Genomic DNA, 16228 nt, shown 5'->3' with positions numbered 1-16228 from the left:
TGGGGGGTACTTAGGAGCGGTCACCTTCGATGATCAGGGGGACGATGAGCAGCGAATGTCAGACCCTCCTGCCATGCTTTGGTTATGGAAACCAGCGCGGTAATAGATGCGGGCGGCCGAGCCGTACTGGCGACTGCCGTTGCGTCGGTGGCCGGGCTGGTTGATGAACTTGCGGGTGTTGTTGCGCGGCGGCCGGACGCCCTGGATGGGCCTACGCCTTTTGCGGGCGCTGATGCTGATCCGCTGCAGGACTTTTCCGAGGTTTGCCTGGACGGGTTGGGGCGGGTGGCGCGCCTTGAGGCCGCGACGGCGGCGCTGAAGGTGCGACTGGTGGCCGCCTATGCGGAGGCGGCAGACGCAATTGAAGGCCCGCCAGCCAGCGCTTACGAGGCGACGGCGCAGGAGATGAGTCGGGTGGCAGAAGTCGCGTGCATGCTCACCATTGGTGAACGCGCTGCATCCGCCTTGCTTGGAGAAGCCCACGCGCTGACCACCTCACTGCCGGCGGCACTCGATGCGCTGCAGGCCGGCACTATCGGTTGGCTGCATGCGCGAATCGTGGTCGAGGAAACCACTGGTCTCACCCCCGCAGCAGCCTCTGCTTTGGAGGCACACTTCTTCGACGCTGACGCACCCAAGCCGGCCGGCAGTGCCGCACCCGGAGACCTGGTGCCCGCCCGGTTCCGGCGGAAGGTCCGGGCCTGGCGCGAACGCCACCACCCCGAGTCCCTCGAGGAACGCCATGCGAAGAGCACCGCGGACCGTCGGGTGGAGTTCAGCCCGGACCGGGACGGCATGGCCTGGCTGTCGCTCTACCTTCCTGGAGACACAGCCTTAGCTATCTGGAACAAGTCGACGGCACTGGCCCGCGGACTGCAAGGCCCGGACGAACCACGCAACCTCAGCCAGTTGCGCGCGGACGTTGCCGCGGGGCTGCTGTTGGGCAGTGCCAACCAGGACTTAGGAGACGCGCCCTCCCCGAAGGTTGAGGTGCTCGTGACCGTTCCGGTCTTCTCCCTCCTTGGCCTGGCCGACGAACCCGCTGAAGTCGATGGGCTGGGGCCGGTTCCGGCTTCTTTGGCACGCCGGCTGGTTGCTGACGGTGCCAGCTCGTTGTACCGCGTCCTGGTAGATCCGAGGGATGGGGCTCCGCTGGAAATCGGACGCACCAGCTACCGCCTCCCGGAGGCATTGAAGCGGTGGCTCAAGATGCGGGACGGCAGATGCACCTTCCCGGGCTGCAGCAACCATAGCCTGGACAATGAGGCGGATCATCTCACCGCCTGGCAGCGCGGGGGAACCACCGGCATCAGTAACCTTGGGCAGGCATGCCCGAAACACCACCGGCTCAAACACGGGTCGGCCTGGACACCAACGCCGGCAACGACGCATGAGCCGCCAGGCTGGATCTCACCGGCCGGACGACACTATCCAGCCGAGCACCCGGACCGGGAACCACCCCTCATCCCGTCCGGCTGCCTGCCCGTTACTGTCGGCCCCTTGGAACAGGACATCAGCCCCCTGGAACAGGTCATCCTGACGCGCCTCGCGGCCTGAGGCCAGCGCCAGCTTGTCCTGCTTGGAATCAGCCTGGCGTGCCTAGAACCGGGTAGTGCCTGGAGTCAGCCTATCCTCGCCCTAGAACCGGGTTGTGCCTGGAGTCAGCCTGTCCTCGCCCTAGAACCGGGTAGTGCCGCGCAGTTTGCGGGGACGGCCGTCCGGGTCCACGAAAAAGCGGTTGGCAGGAGCCGCCCAGAGACGCTGAAGGCGCGTCACCGGTGCTGTGGTGTGGTGCCGTACGTGTCCCGCGGGCCGGGTCGGACCGCGCCCGCTTCTATGCCAATCATCGAGAGCGTCGGCGGCGGCCTTCCACAGAGCGAGGCCGTCCGCCGGATCGTGGAGCCGGGGGTCACTTTCCTCGACGCCCAGGTGCTCGGCCCAAAGCTGCAGCCGCAGCCTTTGGGCCAACGGCGTTTCCCGCTCGCCGGCAGTAGTGTCAACCACTGCGCAGGTCAGCTCGCTGTCCGTGGTCCAGGACCGCCGGTTGAAGTTGTCCGACCCGCACGTGAACCAGGAGTCGTCGATGATGCAGATCTTGGCATGGACATAGATCGGCGTCCCGGCCCGGTTCTCCAGGTTGAACACGCCGAATCTGTCCGGCGCGGCGCGGCGTATCGTCTCGATGGCATGCAGTTGCCCCAGCCGCTTGGGTGGCCCGCCGAGCGGACCGTCGGAGTCCGGGTAGCGGGGCACAACCGCGATCACGTTCAACCCGGGGTTCTGTTCAAGGGCAGCCGCGATTCCGGCTGCCACCTCAGCCGACCACAGGTACTGGTCTTCGATGTAAATCAGCGAACGGGCCAGGGAGAAGGCCTTCGTGTAGGCCTGGGCAACGCTCCGCTCACCACCCGGGGCGAAGGGAAACGGCGGATGCTTCACGCCGTAAGTGCGCAGCAGCTGCACGGCGTGGGGGCCGGCCGGCGGCGGGGGCGGCGCAGTCTCCGGCAGTGGTTTGGGATGCCTGGGCATACCCGCCAGGCGCTGCAGCAGCATCCGGTAAGGCGTGCGCCGGTCCAGGGGATGGGGATCGTTCCACCGCTCCGCAAACAACTCGAGCACGTCAGCCACGACCGGTCCGCGAAGTTCCAGGGCGGCGTCGTGCCATGGAGGCTGTTTCCCGTACCGGGGATCCATGTCCACCGCCTGCGGATCTCCCATGTGATCCGCGTCGTCCCGGCGGCTGTGGGAAAGGTCGATTCCGCCGACGAACGCCACGTCCCGCGAGGGGTCGTTACGGTTGCGGATGACGAACAGCTTCTGGTGATGGCAGCCGAAGAGGCGCCCCGCTGACCAACAGCGCTTCCCCGCCCGCGTCATTGACCTGCCGACTGAGGTGCTCGTTGGACAGGTTGCTCATGGGAGCAGACACGCGCTCGCCGTGCGACCGCCAGACCAGGCCGCGCACTTCCACACCCGCCGGGGCCAACCGCGCCAGCAGCTCACCGATCGCCGGCCCATCGTCCGTAGGCCGCTCGTCGCCGTCGCCACGCCAGTCCGTGAACCACACGCGGTCACCCGCTTGAAGCACGGAGAGCTCCTCATGCAGCCGGGCGAAGTAGGTGGCGCCATGGATCAGGGGCCGCACAAGGTTTCCCTCGGACCAGGCCGGCGATCCGGCACCTTCAGCGTGGACATTGGTGGCTGCGTGTCCCCGCTCTGCACCACTCAAGAACCAGTAACCGGCACTTCTGTCCACTCGTCGTTCCCTTCGAGGCCCGAGGCCGCCGCCCTGTCCGGCCTGTTAGTAGCCTACGACCGTCTTGGGCAATGTCACGGCCCGGTGCCGGGAACGTTGATGACGCCCTCCTTAGAGCGCGAGCTCCATGAACACGCTGTTGGGATCCAGGGCGTAGCCGGCAAACGGCGGGCACTCGGTGAAGCCGTTCCGGGCGTACAGCTGGCGGGCCGGAGCGAAGTAGTCCTCGGTTCCCGTCTCCAGGTAGAGGCGCTCAAGGTTCCGGGCGCGGGCGTCGCTGAGGATATGGCGGAGCATCAGCGTTGCCACGCCCCGTCCGCGGGCGCCTGCCGTGGTGCGCATGGACTTTATTTCGCCGTGCAGCGCGGACCCGGGCGGGGACTCCAAGAGCTTGAGTGCGCCGCACCCCAGCAAATCACCGTCCTCGCGGGCCGTCCAGAACGTGATCGACGGCGAGGACAGGGCGGAGTGGTCCAGGGCGTGGACGCTTTCGGCTGGCGAGGTGGCGTACATGTCCGCCAGGTGTTCGTTGAGGAGCTGATGGACGTCGGCGCGGGCGGGATCGTCCCGGTCAATGGAAATCATCAGCATAAATTTACCTGCAGCGGATCACGCTCGATGGCTCCACGAACGCCACAGCCAGTGCCGCCGCACCGGCTCTGGACACAGACAGCCGCCGGATTTATGGTGCAAATGTGGCGGCTGCCTGACTGGCAGGATGGCCGTGCTGCCGGTCCGCCGTTGCGGCCGTCCGTCATGAGGAGGAAGCAGATGGAACACGTTGAAGAGACCGTGGATGTCGATGTTCCGGTGCGGACCGCGTACAACCAGTGGACCCAGTTTGAGTCCTTTCCGCAGTTCATGTCCGGTGTGGAATCCGTAACCCAGCTGACTGACACCACCAACCACTGGGTGACCAACGTAGGTGGCGTCCGCCGGGAATTCGACACTGAAATCGTTGACCAGGAGCCCGATGACCGGATCGCCTGGCGCAGCACCGACGGCAAGTCCCATGCCGGGATCATCAGGTTCAAGCCGCTGGATGCCAACCACACCAAGGTCAAAGTTCATTTCGAATGGGCGCCGGAAACCGCCACCGAAAAAGCAGGAGCGGCTCTGAAGATCGACGAGATGCAGGTAAAGGCCGACATGCGGAAGTTCAAGGACTTCATCGAATCGCGCGGCACCGAAACCGGCGCCTGGCGCGGCGAAGTCAAGGACACCGGTCCCACCGGGCAGCTCTAGGAGTGCCGGGCGGGAACCAACTGACTGCGCAGCGCCCCACAAACAGGAAGCGGACGACGGCGGGGGCCTCCCGCCGTCGTCCGCTTTCCGTTGACGCGGGACTCACCCGTTCTCGACGGCGGCGGCGTCAGACCCGCGGAACGCACTTCCCTGTTCCCAACAGTGCAAGCCCTGCGCGGTCGCCCGCCCCAAAGTCCAGTTGCCCACTGTTCTCTTCATACATCAGCTCCGCGGGGTCGTTCACGTGGTCCAGCCCCACCACATGGGCCAGCTCATGCATCATGATCGCCCGAACCAAAGCGTGCCCATCAGGAAAGGCTAGAGTCTCGGTTAGAGCCGGCGCGTCGAGCTGAACCTGCCCAGTGATGTACACGTAAGGCTCACCCCTTACCTGGATCGAGGAGCTTCCACCGGTCCCCGCGACCCTTCCCGCCAGGTCCGGTGCCTCCTCGGGCGTTGACCAGGCAATCAGGACCGGCGCCCACTTCTTGCCGTAGCGGTCAGGCTGGTACGCCTCCCGGTCTTTGGATGGCGCTTCCGACGTAAATCCGTCATACACAAACTGCAATCCGGTTGCGGCCGATACTGCGGCTACGGACTAGAGAATGAGCTGATCGGTGCCCGGGGGCGCCAGGTCGGGGCGCACCACGTAATGAATCGGACGGCACGGGTCGTAGGCAACAAACGGCTGGTCCGGGTCGGGAGACTCCTGCAGGACGAAGGCCGTGGAGCCCGTGGTGGCCGGAGGGACTCCAAGGGGAGACGATACAGCTTCAAACCCGGGAGGCGGGACATCGGAGCCGGGCAGGTGGGGCAGGGCCTGTGACAGGGTGAGACGGCTAATCAGGGTGGGGGTGAAATAGAGCCCTGCAATGAGCGCCAGGGCCAGAACGCTGACTGGCCCCGCCCTCCACCTAAAGGTGCGCCCGGGCCTGGTCCCGCGGCGTCTCTTTCCTGCCGCCGGGGTGGGAGCGGCACGCCAAGGCTCGGGATCCTGAAGCTTGCCGAGCGCCTCATCAATCGCCCACTGCGGGATGCGCCCGCTCGGCGAACGGCGGACACCCGGGATATTGAGCCCGTCAGCAGGCGTGCCTGAAGAATCCCGTTTGCCAAAACCTGATGCCACCAGCGCCCCCTGTGCCCCCAACCCATCCTCCGGGATGGTCCGCTCAGCATAATGGCTGCCTGAGGCCGTGGCTGTTTTCAGCTGAGGGGTTTTACGGGTGTACGCCCTAACCGCTGAGGTTCCAGTGGGCCCGGATGGCGCCGGCGACTGGATCGGCGGTGACGTCCACGCGGAAAGCAACCGGCGCCGTGCCTGTTTCTTCGATGACGGCATCCCGGTACACACGGCCGCACTTGGGGCACAGGGTGTACAGGTCCTCATCCTCCGGCCACGCCGCCAGTCCTGCTGGGACAGGAGTGTCTTCACCTGCATAGACAGGCACGCCCTGGGAGTTGGCCTGGATCAGACCGTCCTGGCTGACGGTATTGCCGCACACGCAGACGATCGTTGTGACATCATGACCGGTGACATCGGCGGTTTCAGTGTCCACGATGACCTCCCGTGGTGGAAGGGATGTTCCGCTTGTAGTCTATTCCCGCCGGGCCGCGGCGGCCTCCGCTGCATTCCACGAGCAACGGACTCAGAGGACCTCTCCCGGCGTGGTGGCCCTGTCCAGGAAGTCCTCCGTGAACTGCTTCACGCCGTCCCACTCGGTGTACACGTAGTCCTGCGAGGTGTCCGTGTCCAGGGAGCCGTTGCTGCCGGCGATCTTCTTCATCATGAGGCGTTTGATAAACCCGTATTGCGTGTACAGCAATGCCCCGCCGAAGAGCCCCACCTGGGCCGGATGCCAGCCCGTCTCTTCCTCGAATTTCTTCACGTATCCCTCGGCACCCTCGGTGTCACCGTGTGCTGAGAGGCTGACGGAGAAGAACGCGGACGGCACGCTTTCCAGGATGTCCTTATTTTTCTGCACGAACTCCGTGACGTACTCCTCATGCCTGCCGCTATGGATGGATGCACCCACGATCACTGCGTCGAACCAGTCGGGAATGAAATTCCCGGCGCGTCTGATGTCGGCAGTTTGCGCCTTGTGGCCGTGCGCGTGAATAACGTCCGCGATGAACTCGGCAATCTTGCCGGACTGGCCCTCACTGGTTCCGTAGGGGATGTAGACAACGGCCATGTAGGGTTCCTTGCATTGTGGGACGCCGGCACCTGCCAGTCTGCCAATGCGCGGCACCAGGCCGTAGGGCCGAACGTCCCGGATCCGCAGCCTGCCCTGGAAAGGCGTCACTGAAGGCACAGCCCGGAACACTGCCTTTAAGCCCAGTGCTTGCGCGCACCAAACAGAAGGGACGACGGCGGGCCGTCCCGCCGTCGTCCGCCTCCTTGGTTGCCGCGGTTGATGGGTTGCTAGGGCTTGGTCACGGCCACCGAGATGCTGTGGGGTGGCAGCGTGAAGGTGGCGTCATGCTCTTTGCCGATCACGCTTGAGGCGGGCGGCTGGTTGGGCTTGGGGTGCCCGCCGTTGCCTTCACCCTGGGTGCTGTTCCACTTGTACTGTTCACCCGAGTACTGGTCGAGGGCGATGTTCTCATCAACCACTTTCAGTTCACCGTCCGCTTTATGCATCAGCCGGATCTTGATGGTCCGCTGGGGGTCCTTGTTGAACAGGAGTACACCCAGGCTGCCGTCAGGCCGCCGCAGCGCATAGGCCGTCACCAGCGGCTCACCCTGCGCATTGTGCAGGTCGCTGCTCGCGGCGTGCACGGTGTGCTTGCCGTTGCCCTCCTGCACCCAGTGCTTGTTGACCAGCCTCGCCGCCTGGAATGCCGCGAGTGGCCGGATCTTCCAGTCGTCGTAGAACTGCAGCATCATCAGGTTGCCCCACGAGTTGCACTTCTTGCCTTCCTTTTCCTGGAACACCCAATTCGGCTCCAGCCCGTAGTAGTAGCTGGTCTCCCCGCCGAGGGCCAGGAACATGGCGGCCGTTTCGGCGTTGACCATTGCCCCGGGCAGTTCCAGTTCCACCTGGCCGGCGAAGGAGGAATACCCGTACTCGGTGATCACCTTGGGGATGTCTGCGGGAAGGCCAGCCTTTTCCTGCCGGACAAGAAGGTCCGCCAGGAGCTTGGGGTGCTGGGCCAGCGGCGCATTCGGGTCGGCGCAGACGTCGTCGAAGGGGTACCACTCGAAGGAGAAGAAATCGAAGTCCTCCATCGCGTTGCGCTCCTTCAGGTAGGACACGAAGCGGCCGGTCCAGGACCTGACCCCCTTGGCATCAGGCCAGTGCACCCACTCGGGCAGCGTGGTCTGGTAGCCGGGGCCGCCGAACTGCAGGCCCGGGTCAACGCCCTTCATGGCGCGGGCCATCTGCAGGTACAAGGCACCGTAGTGCTCCGGCTGGGCGAGCTGGCCGTCCGGCTCCTCACCAATTTCGATGCGTTCCACAGGGTAGCCGCGCTTCTTCAGGTAGCTCACCAGCGCGGCGCTGTCCTCCGGAACCCCGTAGAGCGCCGGTGCCGGCACCATCATCGGCTGGCCGTTGGTGATGCCGCTGTCGAAGAGCCGCTCAAAGCTCGCATGCTCATAGTGTTTGTCGATGTCGCTTGCACGGTGCCAGGGGTCCGTGGAGGACGTCCACATTTCGGTCTGCTCCTGGGACGGAACATGCGCCACGTGGTCAACGAAACCGTCGGCCGTCAGCTGCCCGATGGACAGCTCGTTCACGGCGAATCCGAGCTTGTCGCGGACGTCGGTGGAACCGCCAGGAGCGGTGTCCGAGTCCTGGAGCAGCACCACCCGCAGGTACTGCACGTTCACGGGGCCGGGGGCGATTCGGACGGTCTGGGCACCACCGGCACCGTCATGGGAGCTCTGTGGAAAATCGACCCACTGCCCGTCATCCACCGGGAAGTGGGCGTCCTTGCCGGACCAGTACTGCACCTTGAACTTGGTGGCGAACGGGGTTCCCCAGTCGAAATGCACGGCATCGATGGGGAAAGGGTGGGGCAGTACCGCCATGATCCACTGCGGATTCAGGTCGTCCGGCTCGCCGGTGAAGTGTGAATCCAGGTACGGGTTGCTCTTCCAGAACGTGGTGGGGTCGCCGTCGGTGAGCCGGGAGTAGCCGTCGTTCTTACCTTGGTCGATCGTGTTGCCGCGGCGGGGGAGACGGTATCCCTGCGACGCCCGGTAGTCCTCCAGGGGCACATCCGAGGAGACCCAGTACCCCTGCTCGGCAGCGGGGTCGCTCCATGTTCCCCGCGGATTCCAGTGCCAGGCCTTGACGCCCAGTTCCGTGCGCAGCCGGTAGCTGATCGGCCCGAAGCCGGCGGTCTTCATGGCCTGCACGTTGGCGGGGGTCCAGACCTTGTCGATTTCCCCTTCTTCCAGGCCGTCCACACCCGCGCCAAGAGCGTGGGTGCCGGGGAACTCATTGATGGTGGTCTCAAGGTCGATACTGACAGTCGCGTCCACGGGCGGCAGGGGCTTGGCGGTTCCGGGGTCCATGACGAACCCGTCGAGGAATTCCGCCGCCAAGAGCGCCGCCACGAATACGAGTACGATTTTTCCGGTACGTGCCCGCTTTCGGGGCTGACGTTCAGGAGCCATAGAGCCCTCCCGATGATGAGGTTCCCATTTGCCCTCCGCGCGGTAAGCGGGAGATGGGAATCAGGGTCCCCAGCCCCCCGTGTCCTGAGGGGCGCCACAGAAATACACTCCGACGTTATAGGCGGCCCGCGGCGGGCTGCACGAGTACCTGCTACCTGATCGCCGCATGCGCACTACCTACCTAATCCCGCCGTCGTCCCTCCCGCAGGCCCGCCATTGTGGTGGCCGCCGGAGGGGAGCACCATGTTGCTATGGATGCTGAATTACCTAAGGCGGCGGAACTGAGCCTTCCCCAGGCTTTCCTGCTTTTGGCCACGAATGACAAGGACGGCACACCCGAGGTGCCCGTATTCGCCCTCCGGACCACCGTGGCAGGCGCAATCCTTGCCGAACTGGACCTGCTCGGCGCGGTCGAACTCCAGGGCAAGCACGTCAGGGCCACCGGCACGAACCCTGATACCCACCTCCAGCATGAATTGGAGCTCATCCGTGGGAAATCGCGGCCGCACAGTCCCCGCCGGTGGGTCTCCATGCTGGAGGGCCGCGCCCAAACGCAGCGCATCTACGAGGGGATGGCATCCCTGGGCATCGTGGAGCACGTTGGCGAAAGGCATCTGGGCCTGTTCCGGGCGGTGAGGTATCCCGAGAAGGACCATGCCCCAGAGGCTGCGCTGCTGGAAAAGATCCAGGCCGCGCTGAAAGCTGCGCCCGCAGGGCTTGAACCGCCCGCGTCCGGGGCCGCCGGCTCAGAGGCCGGGGCAGCGGGCGTCGATGCCGCGACTGCCCAATCCGCCACGCCCGAAGGCCAGGCGCCGGATGCCGCGTCGGGGACCCAGAGAGCCGGGACCGCGGCTCCCGAGCCCAGGACCATCGCCCTGGTTGCCCTGCTGCAGGCGGCAGGACTGCTGGGCAAGCTCTTCCCTGACGCAGACCGGGTTCGGGCGGGTGAGCTGTCCAAGGACTACTGGCCGTCCCGGGCCGTGGAGGACGAACTCCGGATGATCAGGCTGGCGGAGGAGGAAGCCGCCACGCTCTGACGCGGAACACAACTGCACTAAAGGCGGGCGGACGACGGCGGGAGGTCCCGCCGTCGTCCGCCCGCCTTTGCTGGTGTGAGCATGTTCCTGGTTCAAGCTGTTCCTGGTTCAGCCTGTGCCTGGTTCAAGGCCAGAGCCATGCCCGCCTTCTTTGCGTCGCGGAAGTTGCCGTCGATATGCACCACGTCGCGGCCGGCGCGCTGCAGGAGGCTCGCCGCCACCGCGGAACGGTAGCCGGAACCGCAATGTACCCAGACCCGGCCCGCCGACAGCTCATCCATGCGCCGCAACAGCTCGTGGACAGGGATGTTCACCGCCTGCCGGATGTGGGACTTACTGAACTCGTCGGTGCGGCGGACGTCGAGGATCAGGTCCTCTTCAGGTTTTTGCAGCACCTCCTGCCAGCCGACGCTTTGATAGGAGGAGGTCGCCGCCCCTGGCGCGACGTCCTGCGGGCCTGTGCCGATGGCAGCGTCCGGGTTGTCGATGCCAATGCGGGAGAGGTCGCGGATGGCGTTCTCCACGTCCTGGCGCCCGCCCACGAGCGTCAGCTGTTCGCCCCAGGGCAGGACCCAGCCCAGGAACGCGGTGAACTTGGTGCCGTCGCCGTACTCGAAGCTGACGCTGCCGCTGAGGTGGCTGCTGGCAAAGGCAATGCGGTTCCTCAGGTCCACCACCCACTCGCCCCGCCGCAGCCGGGACGCCAGCTCCTCCCCGTCCGGGGAATCAGGCAGTTCCAGGTCAGGCGCTGTAGGACCCGCCAGGTTGATCGGGGCCATGTGGGCGTAATAGGAGGGGTAGGCGGTGAGGTTGTGGATGAGCTCGCTGACGAAGTGGTCCTCGTCCGGGTCTGTCAGGGCGTGGTTTTCCTTCAGTTGCTCGCCGATAGTGGAGGATTCCGCCGCGCTGGCCGGGCCGGAGGAGCAGAAGGAGCCGAAGCCGTGCGTGGGGTAGAGGCCGGCGTCCTGGCCCGCTTCCTCCACCAGGCGCCGCACCGAGGCGTACTGGTGGTGGGTGAGCGGTACGGTGTCCTCCTCGCTGACCAGGTCCGTGCGCCCCACCGAGCCGTAGAGCAGGCTGCCTCCGGAGAACACCGCCTGGCGCTCGCCGTCCGTGACGATGTAGGAGAGGTGGTGGTGGGTGTGGCCGGGGGTGGCCACGGCCTTGAGGGTCATCCTTCCCACCTGCACCGTGTCCCCGTCAGAGATGGGCTGCCGCTGATACGGGACGTTGTCCTTGGCGTTGACCAGGTAGGCGGCGTTGTGGTCCCTGGCCAGCTGCAGCCCGCCGGTGACGTAGTCGTTGTGGATGTGGGTCTCGGCCACGTGCGTGATCCTCACCCCGGCGTCCGCCACGGCCTTTTCCACCCTGTCGGTGTCCCGCTGCGGATCGATGACCACGCCCGTAGCGCCGTCGTGGACCAGGTAGGTGCGGTCGCCGAGCTGGCGCGTTTCGATCGTGATGACTTCCATGCCGGATTCCTCCTTGAATGGGTATCAGCCTGATCGCCACGTTACTCCGGGGCATGCCTGGCTGGTACCCTGCCGGCGCCCCTCAGGCAGAAGGCGGACGACGGCGGGAGGTTCCGCCGTCGTCCCTCCATACTGGAGGTAACATCGTCAGCAGGGCCACAGCAGCGGTAGCCATTGGCTGCCGGCGGCGACTGTCTGGAAGGTTTTGGAAGGGGAACAGTGCGCGCCACGGTCAAGGATGTCGCCCGCCGCGCCGGTGTTTCACCCAAGACTGTCTCGAACGTGATGAACGGAATCGTTCCGGTCAGCGGGGCCACCCGGGCCAAGGTGGAGCAGGCCATTCTCGAACTGGACTATGTGCCCAACCTCTCCGCCCGCGGGCTGCGCAATGGAAGGTCCGGCGTGATTGCGCTGGCCCTGCCTGACCTGGGCACACCGTACTCGGCAGAAATTGCCCACAATGTCGTGGAGGTGGCGCACGACCAGGGCTGGATCGTGCAGCTCGAGGAAACCGGTTTGGATCCCCAGCGTGAGCACGAACTCATGGTGCGCGCCCGCTCCAACCTGATTGACGGGCTGATCCTCAACCCCGTGGTCCTGGACGAGAGCGCCGTCCAGGTGGGCGTTGCCCTTCCGCCAGTGGTCCTGCTCGGTGAAGTCACCCAAAAGCTCGCAGACCGCGTATTCGTGGACAGCGTAGCGGCCGCCCGGGACATGACCCTGGCCCTGGCCAGGACGGGGCGCCGCCGGATTGCCGTTCTGGGGACCACCCAGGGCAGGGGATCGGCCGCGGCCACCCTTAGAAGGCAAGGCTATGAAGAGGCACTGGGGATCCTGGGGATCGACCCGGACGACTCGCTGCTGATCCCTTGCGAAAGATGGACGCCGCAGACTGCAGCGGACGCGCTCACCGCCTACCTTGACTCGCATCCGCTTCCCGATGCGCTGTTCTGCTTCACGGATTCCATGGCCATCGGCGCCCTGAGCGTGCTCTGGAAGAGGGGTCTGCGGATACCGGAAGACATCGCCGTGGCGGGGTTCGACGATATTGCCGACGGCCGCTACGCCGTACCGTCATTGACCACCGTCTCCTTTGACAAACGCGCCATTGCCAGCGAAGCCCTGCGCCTCCTGACTGAACGCATGGCGGACAGGGGGCAGGACCAGCGCGTGGTCTCCATCGACTACACCATCGTGGAGCGGGACAGCAGTCGGGCCTGAAACGAGAGCAACACATCAACTTGTTGGCGCTAACATATTTTCCTTGCAGCATTCTATTACATCGATGTAATGTGAGACCTGCGTCACCGCGATAAGGAACTAGGCGGAAGCGGAGCGCACCGGAACCGGAGTTATTTTCGAGCAATCAAAACTGACCTTTCAGCGGACCCATCCAAAGGAGTGATTGGTGAAGCAGTTTGAACTTTTTCCCGGGAAGCAGTTGTCCCGGAGGCAGCTACTGACAGGAACGGCCGCCTTGGGCGGCGTTCTTGCGGCAGGCGCACTCACGGGCTGCGGCGGAGATGCCCAGGCTGCAGGCGTCCGGGACATCGGGTTCTGGCACTTGCTGTCCGGTGGGGACGGCATCAAGATGCAGGCGATGATCAACGGCGCCAACCAAGCCAATCCGGACTTTAAGGTGCATCCCACTGTGCTGGCCTGGGGCCCGCCGTACTACACCAAACTGGCGATGGCCTCGGCAGGTGGACGTCCGCCGGAGCTGGCGATCATGCACGCCAGCCGGGTACCCGGCTACGCTCCAGGCGGCCTGATCGACCCGTGGGACCTCTCGCTGCTGGCAGAGCACGGCGTGACGGGCGCAAACTTCGCCCCCCGGATCTGGGAGAAGAGCCAGCAGAACGGCGAGGTGTTTTCCATCGCCCTCGATTCACACCCGTTCGTCATGTTCTACAACACGGAGATCGCGGGCAAGGCCGGTGTCCTGGCCGGCAACGGGCAACTGCAGGAAGTGGCTTCGCCGCAGGAATTCGTGGCCATGGCCAAGGAAATGCAGAAGGTCACCCAAGCCCACGGGCTGTCCTTTGGCTACCTTGGCAGCGGTTCCCAGATGTGGCGGCTTTTCTACACCCTCTACAAGCAGCACGGCGCGGACATCACGCTGACGCCGGGCCAGCCCATGAAGGTTGACCGGGACGCGGCCATCGAGTCACTGGAATTCATGGCTTCCCTATTTGATGACACCATCGCGGCCAAGAGCGGCGATATCAGCACCGGCATCGCGGAATTCGCCCGCGGCGGCTCGGGCATGCTGTTCAGCGGTGTCTGGGAACTGCCCACGATGAAGAAAGCGGGCATTCCGGTGGACGCCGCAACCATTCCCACCCTTTATGGCACACCGGCCGCCTACGCAGACTCGCACTCCTTTGTCCTTCCCCGGCAACTGAATGTGGATGAAGCGAAGCGTCGGGACGTTTACAAGTTCGTCAGTGACGTCCTCAAGGGGTCACTGTCCTGGGCTGAAGCCGGCCACATTCCCGCGTACCAGCCCGTGGTCCAGTCCCAGGCCTACAAGGACCTGACGCCGCAGGTGCACTATGCCAATGCGGCCGATGTCATTGCCTACGATCCCGAATCCTGGTTCAGCGGATCGGGCTCCGACTGGCAGACCTATTTTGCGGAGAACGTACAGAACGTCCTCCTTGGGCGCGACAAGGCAGCCGCAGGATGGGAAGCCTTCGAAGAGCGCACCAACCACCTGCTTTCCCGGCCCAACCCCGTTTAACCGCACCGAGCGACAAAGGAGTCCTTCATGAGTTCTTCACTAGCAGCCCGGCGCAGCCCCGGGAGCCTCACCAGGAGCAACCTCAGCGGTTGGGGCTTCGCCGCCCCCTTCCTGGTTTTCTTCCTCGTTTTCCTTGTGTGGCCCCTTCTTTACGGCGTCTACATGAGCTTCACCGGCAAGTCCCTTACCGGCGCCAATGACAGCCTGATCGGTTTCGCGAACTACGCCGAAGCACTGGCCGACGCAGGCATGTGGCGCTCACTCGGCAACACCCTCTACTTCACCGTGATCAGCACGGTCCCGCTGGTGCTGGTGGCCCTGGTGATGGCCGCGCTTCTCAACGTGGGATTGCCGGCCCAATGGCTGTGGCGGCTCTCCTACTTTGCCCCGTACCTGCTCGCGTCCACCGTGGTCTCGCTGTTCTTCACGTGGATGTACAACCCGCAGTTGGGCCTGATCAACGATTCCCTGTCCAAGATCGGCATCCCCAAGGTGGCGTGGCTCAATGACCCCAACGTGGCCATGTGGGCCATCGTCATTGCCACGCTCTGGTGGACGGTGGGGTTCAACTTCCTGCTGTACCTGGCCGCGATGCAGAACATTCCCCACCAGCACTACGAGGCAGCATCCCTCGATGGTGCCGGAGCCTGGCGTCAGTTCTTCTCCATCACCCTGCCGCAGCTTGCGCCCACCACCGTGATGATCGTGCTCCTCCAGATCCTGGCCTCGCTCAAGATCTTCGACCAGGTGTACCAGATGACCGCCGGCGGCCCCGGAGGCTCAACCCGCCCCGTGGTGCAGTACATCTTTGAAACCGGGTTCACCGGCTACCGGCTGGGCTATTCGGCAGCCATCTCCTACATCTTCTTCGGACTGATCGTGCTCGTCTCGGTCATGCAGTTCGTCATCACCCGCCGCAGGAGTGCATAACCATGGCAATTCAGACCCTCGACCGCCCCGAGTCAGGCACCAGTACCAGCCAGGACCTCCGCCAGCCCCGCAAAAAGATGACCGCAGGCAAGATCGCCGCCGTCGTGGTCGCCGCTCTTATCGCCTTCCTCTGGCTGATCCCGTTCGCCTGGGCAACCGCCACCGCCTTCAAGACCGAGACGGACGCCGCAGCTCCGAAGATCAGCTGGCTTCCGCCGTCGGGCTTTACTCCTGAAGCCTTCGTGAAGGTGTTCCAGGACGGCAACATCCCGCTCTGGACGTGGAACTCGCTCTACACCTCGGCGGCCATCACAGTCATCACCCTGGTGATCTCGGCGCTGGTGGCCTACGCCCTGTCCCGGATCGACTTCAAAGGCAAGAAGGTGCTGATGACGGTGATCATCGCCTCCATCATCATTCCTCCGCCGGTCCTGATCATCCCGCTCTTCTACCAGATGCTCGCCCTGCACATGATCGACACCTCCTGGGCGATCATCCTGCCGCAGGTCATCCACCCGGCCATGGTGTTCGTGCTCAAGAAGTTCTTTGACCAGATTCCACGCGAACTTGAAGAAGCCGCGGTGATGGACGGCGCCAGCCGCATGCGGATCTTCACCCAGATCATCCTGCCGCTGTCCCGGCCCATCCTGGCCGCCGTCGCCATCTTTGTGTTCATCGGCGCCTGGAACAACTTCCTGTGGCCCTTCATCGCCACCAATGACGGCGCGCTCCTCACCCTGCCGGTGGGCCTGCAGACTATCAAGAGCGCCTACGGCATCCAGTACGCGCAGAACATGGCGTCCGCCTTGCTCGCGGCGCTCCCGCTCATACTCGTCTTCCTCTTCTTCCAGCGCCAGATCATCAAGGGTGTTGCGACGACGGGTCTCGCCGGCACTTGACTCGACACCTTCCGCTTACCAA

16 protein-coding genes are annotated in these 16228 nt (G+C 64.7%); 7 read left to right on the top strand and 9 right to left on the bottom strand.

All coding sequences use genetic code 11. From position 1 onward, the window contains the following. The first annotated feature begins 84 nt into the window (after window positions 1-84). Window positions 85-1557 carry an HNH endonuclease signature motif containing protein gene (locus ASPHE3_RS17020; RefSeq protein WP_013602436.1) on the top strand — a complete coding sequence of 491 codons (1473 nt, stop codon included), beginning with the start codon at window positions 85-87 and terminating at the stop codon, window positions 1555-1557. A gap of 120 nt (window positions 1558-1677) precedes the next feature. Here the strand turns inward: ASPHE3_RS17020 and ASPHE3_RS17015 are convergent, their stop codons facing one another. From ASPHE3_RS17015 to ASPHE3_RS17010, 3 genes are all read right to left on the bottom strand, one after another. Next, window positions 1678-2718 (bottom strand): phospholipase D-like domain-containing protein, encoded by a 1041-nt coding sequence (locus ASPHE3_RS17015; RefSeq protein ID WP_254362915.1) that lies wholly within the window; start codon window positions 2716-2718, stop codon window positions 1678-1680. A gap of 73 nt (window positions 2719-2791) precedes the next feature. Continuing rightward, window positions 2792-3256: a phospholipase D-like domain-containing protein gene (locus tag ASPHE3_RS22735; protein WP_254362913.1), complete on the bottom strand. Its 465-nt coding sequence runs from the start codon at window positions 3254-3256 to the stop codon at window positions 2792-2794. 111 nt (window positions 3257-3367) lie between these two features. Continuing rightward, complete coding sequence (locus ASPHE3_RS17010; RefSeq protein ID WP_041653179.1) at window positions 3368-3841, bottom strand: GNAT family N-acetyltransferase; 474 nt, start codon at window positions 3839-3841, stop codon at window positions 3368-3370. A gap of 186 nt (window positions 3842-4027) precedes the next feature. Between ASPHE3_RS17010 and ASPHE3_RS17005 the strand changes: the two genes are divergently transcribed. Beyond that, complete coding sequence (locus ASPHE3_RS17005; RefSeq protein WP_013602434.1) at window positions 4028-4501, top strand: SRPBCC family protein; 474 nt, start codon at window positions 4028-4030, stop codon at window positions 4499-4501. A 127-nt stretch (window positions 4502-4628) separates the two neighbouring features. On the opposite strand, the gene ASPHE3_RS22730 is transcribed toward ASPHE3_RS17005, so the two are convergent. The 5 genes from ASPHE3_RS22730 to ASPHE3_RS16985 form a co-directional block, all read right to left on the bottom strand. After that, on the bottom strand, window positions 4629-5060 hold the full coding sequence (locus tag ASPHE3_RS22730; protein WP_013602433.1) for a matrixin family metalloprotease: 432 nt from the start codon (window positions 5058-5060) through the stop codon (window positions 4629-4631). A 39-nt stretch (window positions 5061-5099) separates the two neighbouring features. After that, window positions 5100-5627, bottom strand: a complete 528-nt coding sequence (locus ASPHE3_RS22725; protein WP_254362911.1) for a hypothetical protein — start codon at window positions 5625-5627, stop codon at window positions 5100-5102. A gap of 106 nt (window positions 5628-5733) precedes the next feature. Continuing rightward, window positions 5734-6057, bottom strand: a complete 324-nt coding sequence (locus tag ASPHE3_RS16995; protein WP_013602431.1) for a hypothetical protein — start codon at window positions 6055-6057, stop codon at window positions 5734-5736. A 90-nt stretch (window positions 6058-6147) separates the two neighbouring features. After that, the gene (locus ASPHE3_RS16990; protein WP_041652319.1) at window positions 6148-6693 is read right to left on the bottom strand and encodes a flavodoxin domain-containing protein; all 546 of its coding nucleotides are present in this window, start codon (window positions 6691-6693) and stop codon (window positions 6148-6150) included. Between the two features lie 230 nt (window positions 6694-6923). Further along, window positions 6924-9125: a discoidin domain-containing protein gene (locus tag ASPHE3_RS16985; RefSeq protein WP_148258127.1), complete on the bottom strand. Its 2202-nt coding sequence runs from the start codon at window positions 9123-9125 to the stop codon at window positions 6924-6926. A 251-nt stretch (window positions 9126-9376) separates the two neighbouring features. Between ASPHE3_RS16985 and ASPHE3_RS16980 the strand changes: the two genes are divergently transcribed. Then, window positions 9377-10162, top strand: a complete 786-nt coding sequence (locus tag ASPHE3_RS16980; protein WP_013602428.1) for a GOLPH3/VPS74 family protein — start codon at window positions 9377-9379, stop codon at window positions 10160-10162. 92 nt (window positions 10163-10254) lie between these two features. On the opposite strand, the gene ASPHE3_RS16975 is transcribed toward ASPHE3_RS16980, so the two are convergent. Continuing rightward, complete coding sequence (locus tag ASPHE3_RS16975) at window positions 10255-11634, bottom strand: MBL fold metallo-hydrolase (RefSeq protein ID WP_013602427.1); 1380 nt, start codon at window positions 11632-11634, stop codon at window positions 10255-10257. A 219-nt stretch (window positions 11635-11853) separates the two neighbouring features. Between ASPHE3_RS16975 and ASPHE3_RS16970 the strand changes: the two genes are divergently transcribed. From ASPHE3_RS16970 to ASPHE3_RS16955, 4 genes are all read left to right on the top strand, one after another. Further along, window positions 11854-12855: a LacI family DNA-binding transcriptional regulator gene (locus ASPHE3_RS16970; RefSeq protein WP_013602426.1), complete on the top strand. Its 1002-nt coding sequence runs from the start codon at window positions 11854-11856 to the stop codon at window positions 12853-12855. Window positions 12856-13042: 187 nt separating this feature from the next. Then, window positions 13043-14377: an ABC transporter substrate-binding protein gene (locus tag ASPHE3_RS16965; RefSeq protein ID WP_013602425.1), complete on the top strand. Its 1335-nt coding sequence runs from the start codon at window positions 13043-13045 to the stop codon at window positions 14375-14377. Between the two features lie 27 nt (window positions 14378-14404). Continuing rightward, window positions 14405-15307 (top strand): carbohydrate ABC transporter permease, encoded by a 903-nt coding sequence (locus tag ASPHE3_RS16960; protein WP_013602424.1) that lies wholly within the window; start codon window positions 14405-14407, stop codon window positions 15305-15307. A 2-nt stretch (window positions 15308-15309) separates the two neighbouring features. Next, window positions 15310-16206 carry a carbohydrate ABC transporter permease gene (locus tag ASPHE3_RS16955; protein WP_013602423.1) on the top strand — a complete coding sequence of 299 codons (897 nt, stop codon included), beginning with the start codon at window positions 15310-15312 and terminating at the stop codon, window positions 16204-16206. Window positions 16207-16228: the final 22 nt, after the last annotated feature.

Origin of the sequence: Pseudarthrobacter phenanthrenivorans Sphe3, from assembly GCF_000189535.1 — a bacterium.
GTDB classification, from domain to species: Bacteria; Actinomycetota; Actinomycetes; order Actinomycetales; family Micrococcaceae; genus Arthrobacter; species Arthrobacter phenanthrenivorans.
Note: the sequence above shows the minus strand (reverse complement) of the source record. Positions and strands in the feature narration are given on the sequence as shown.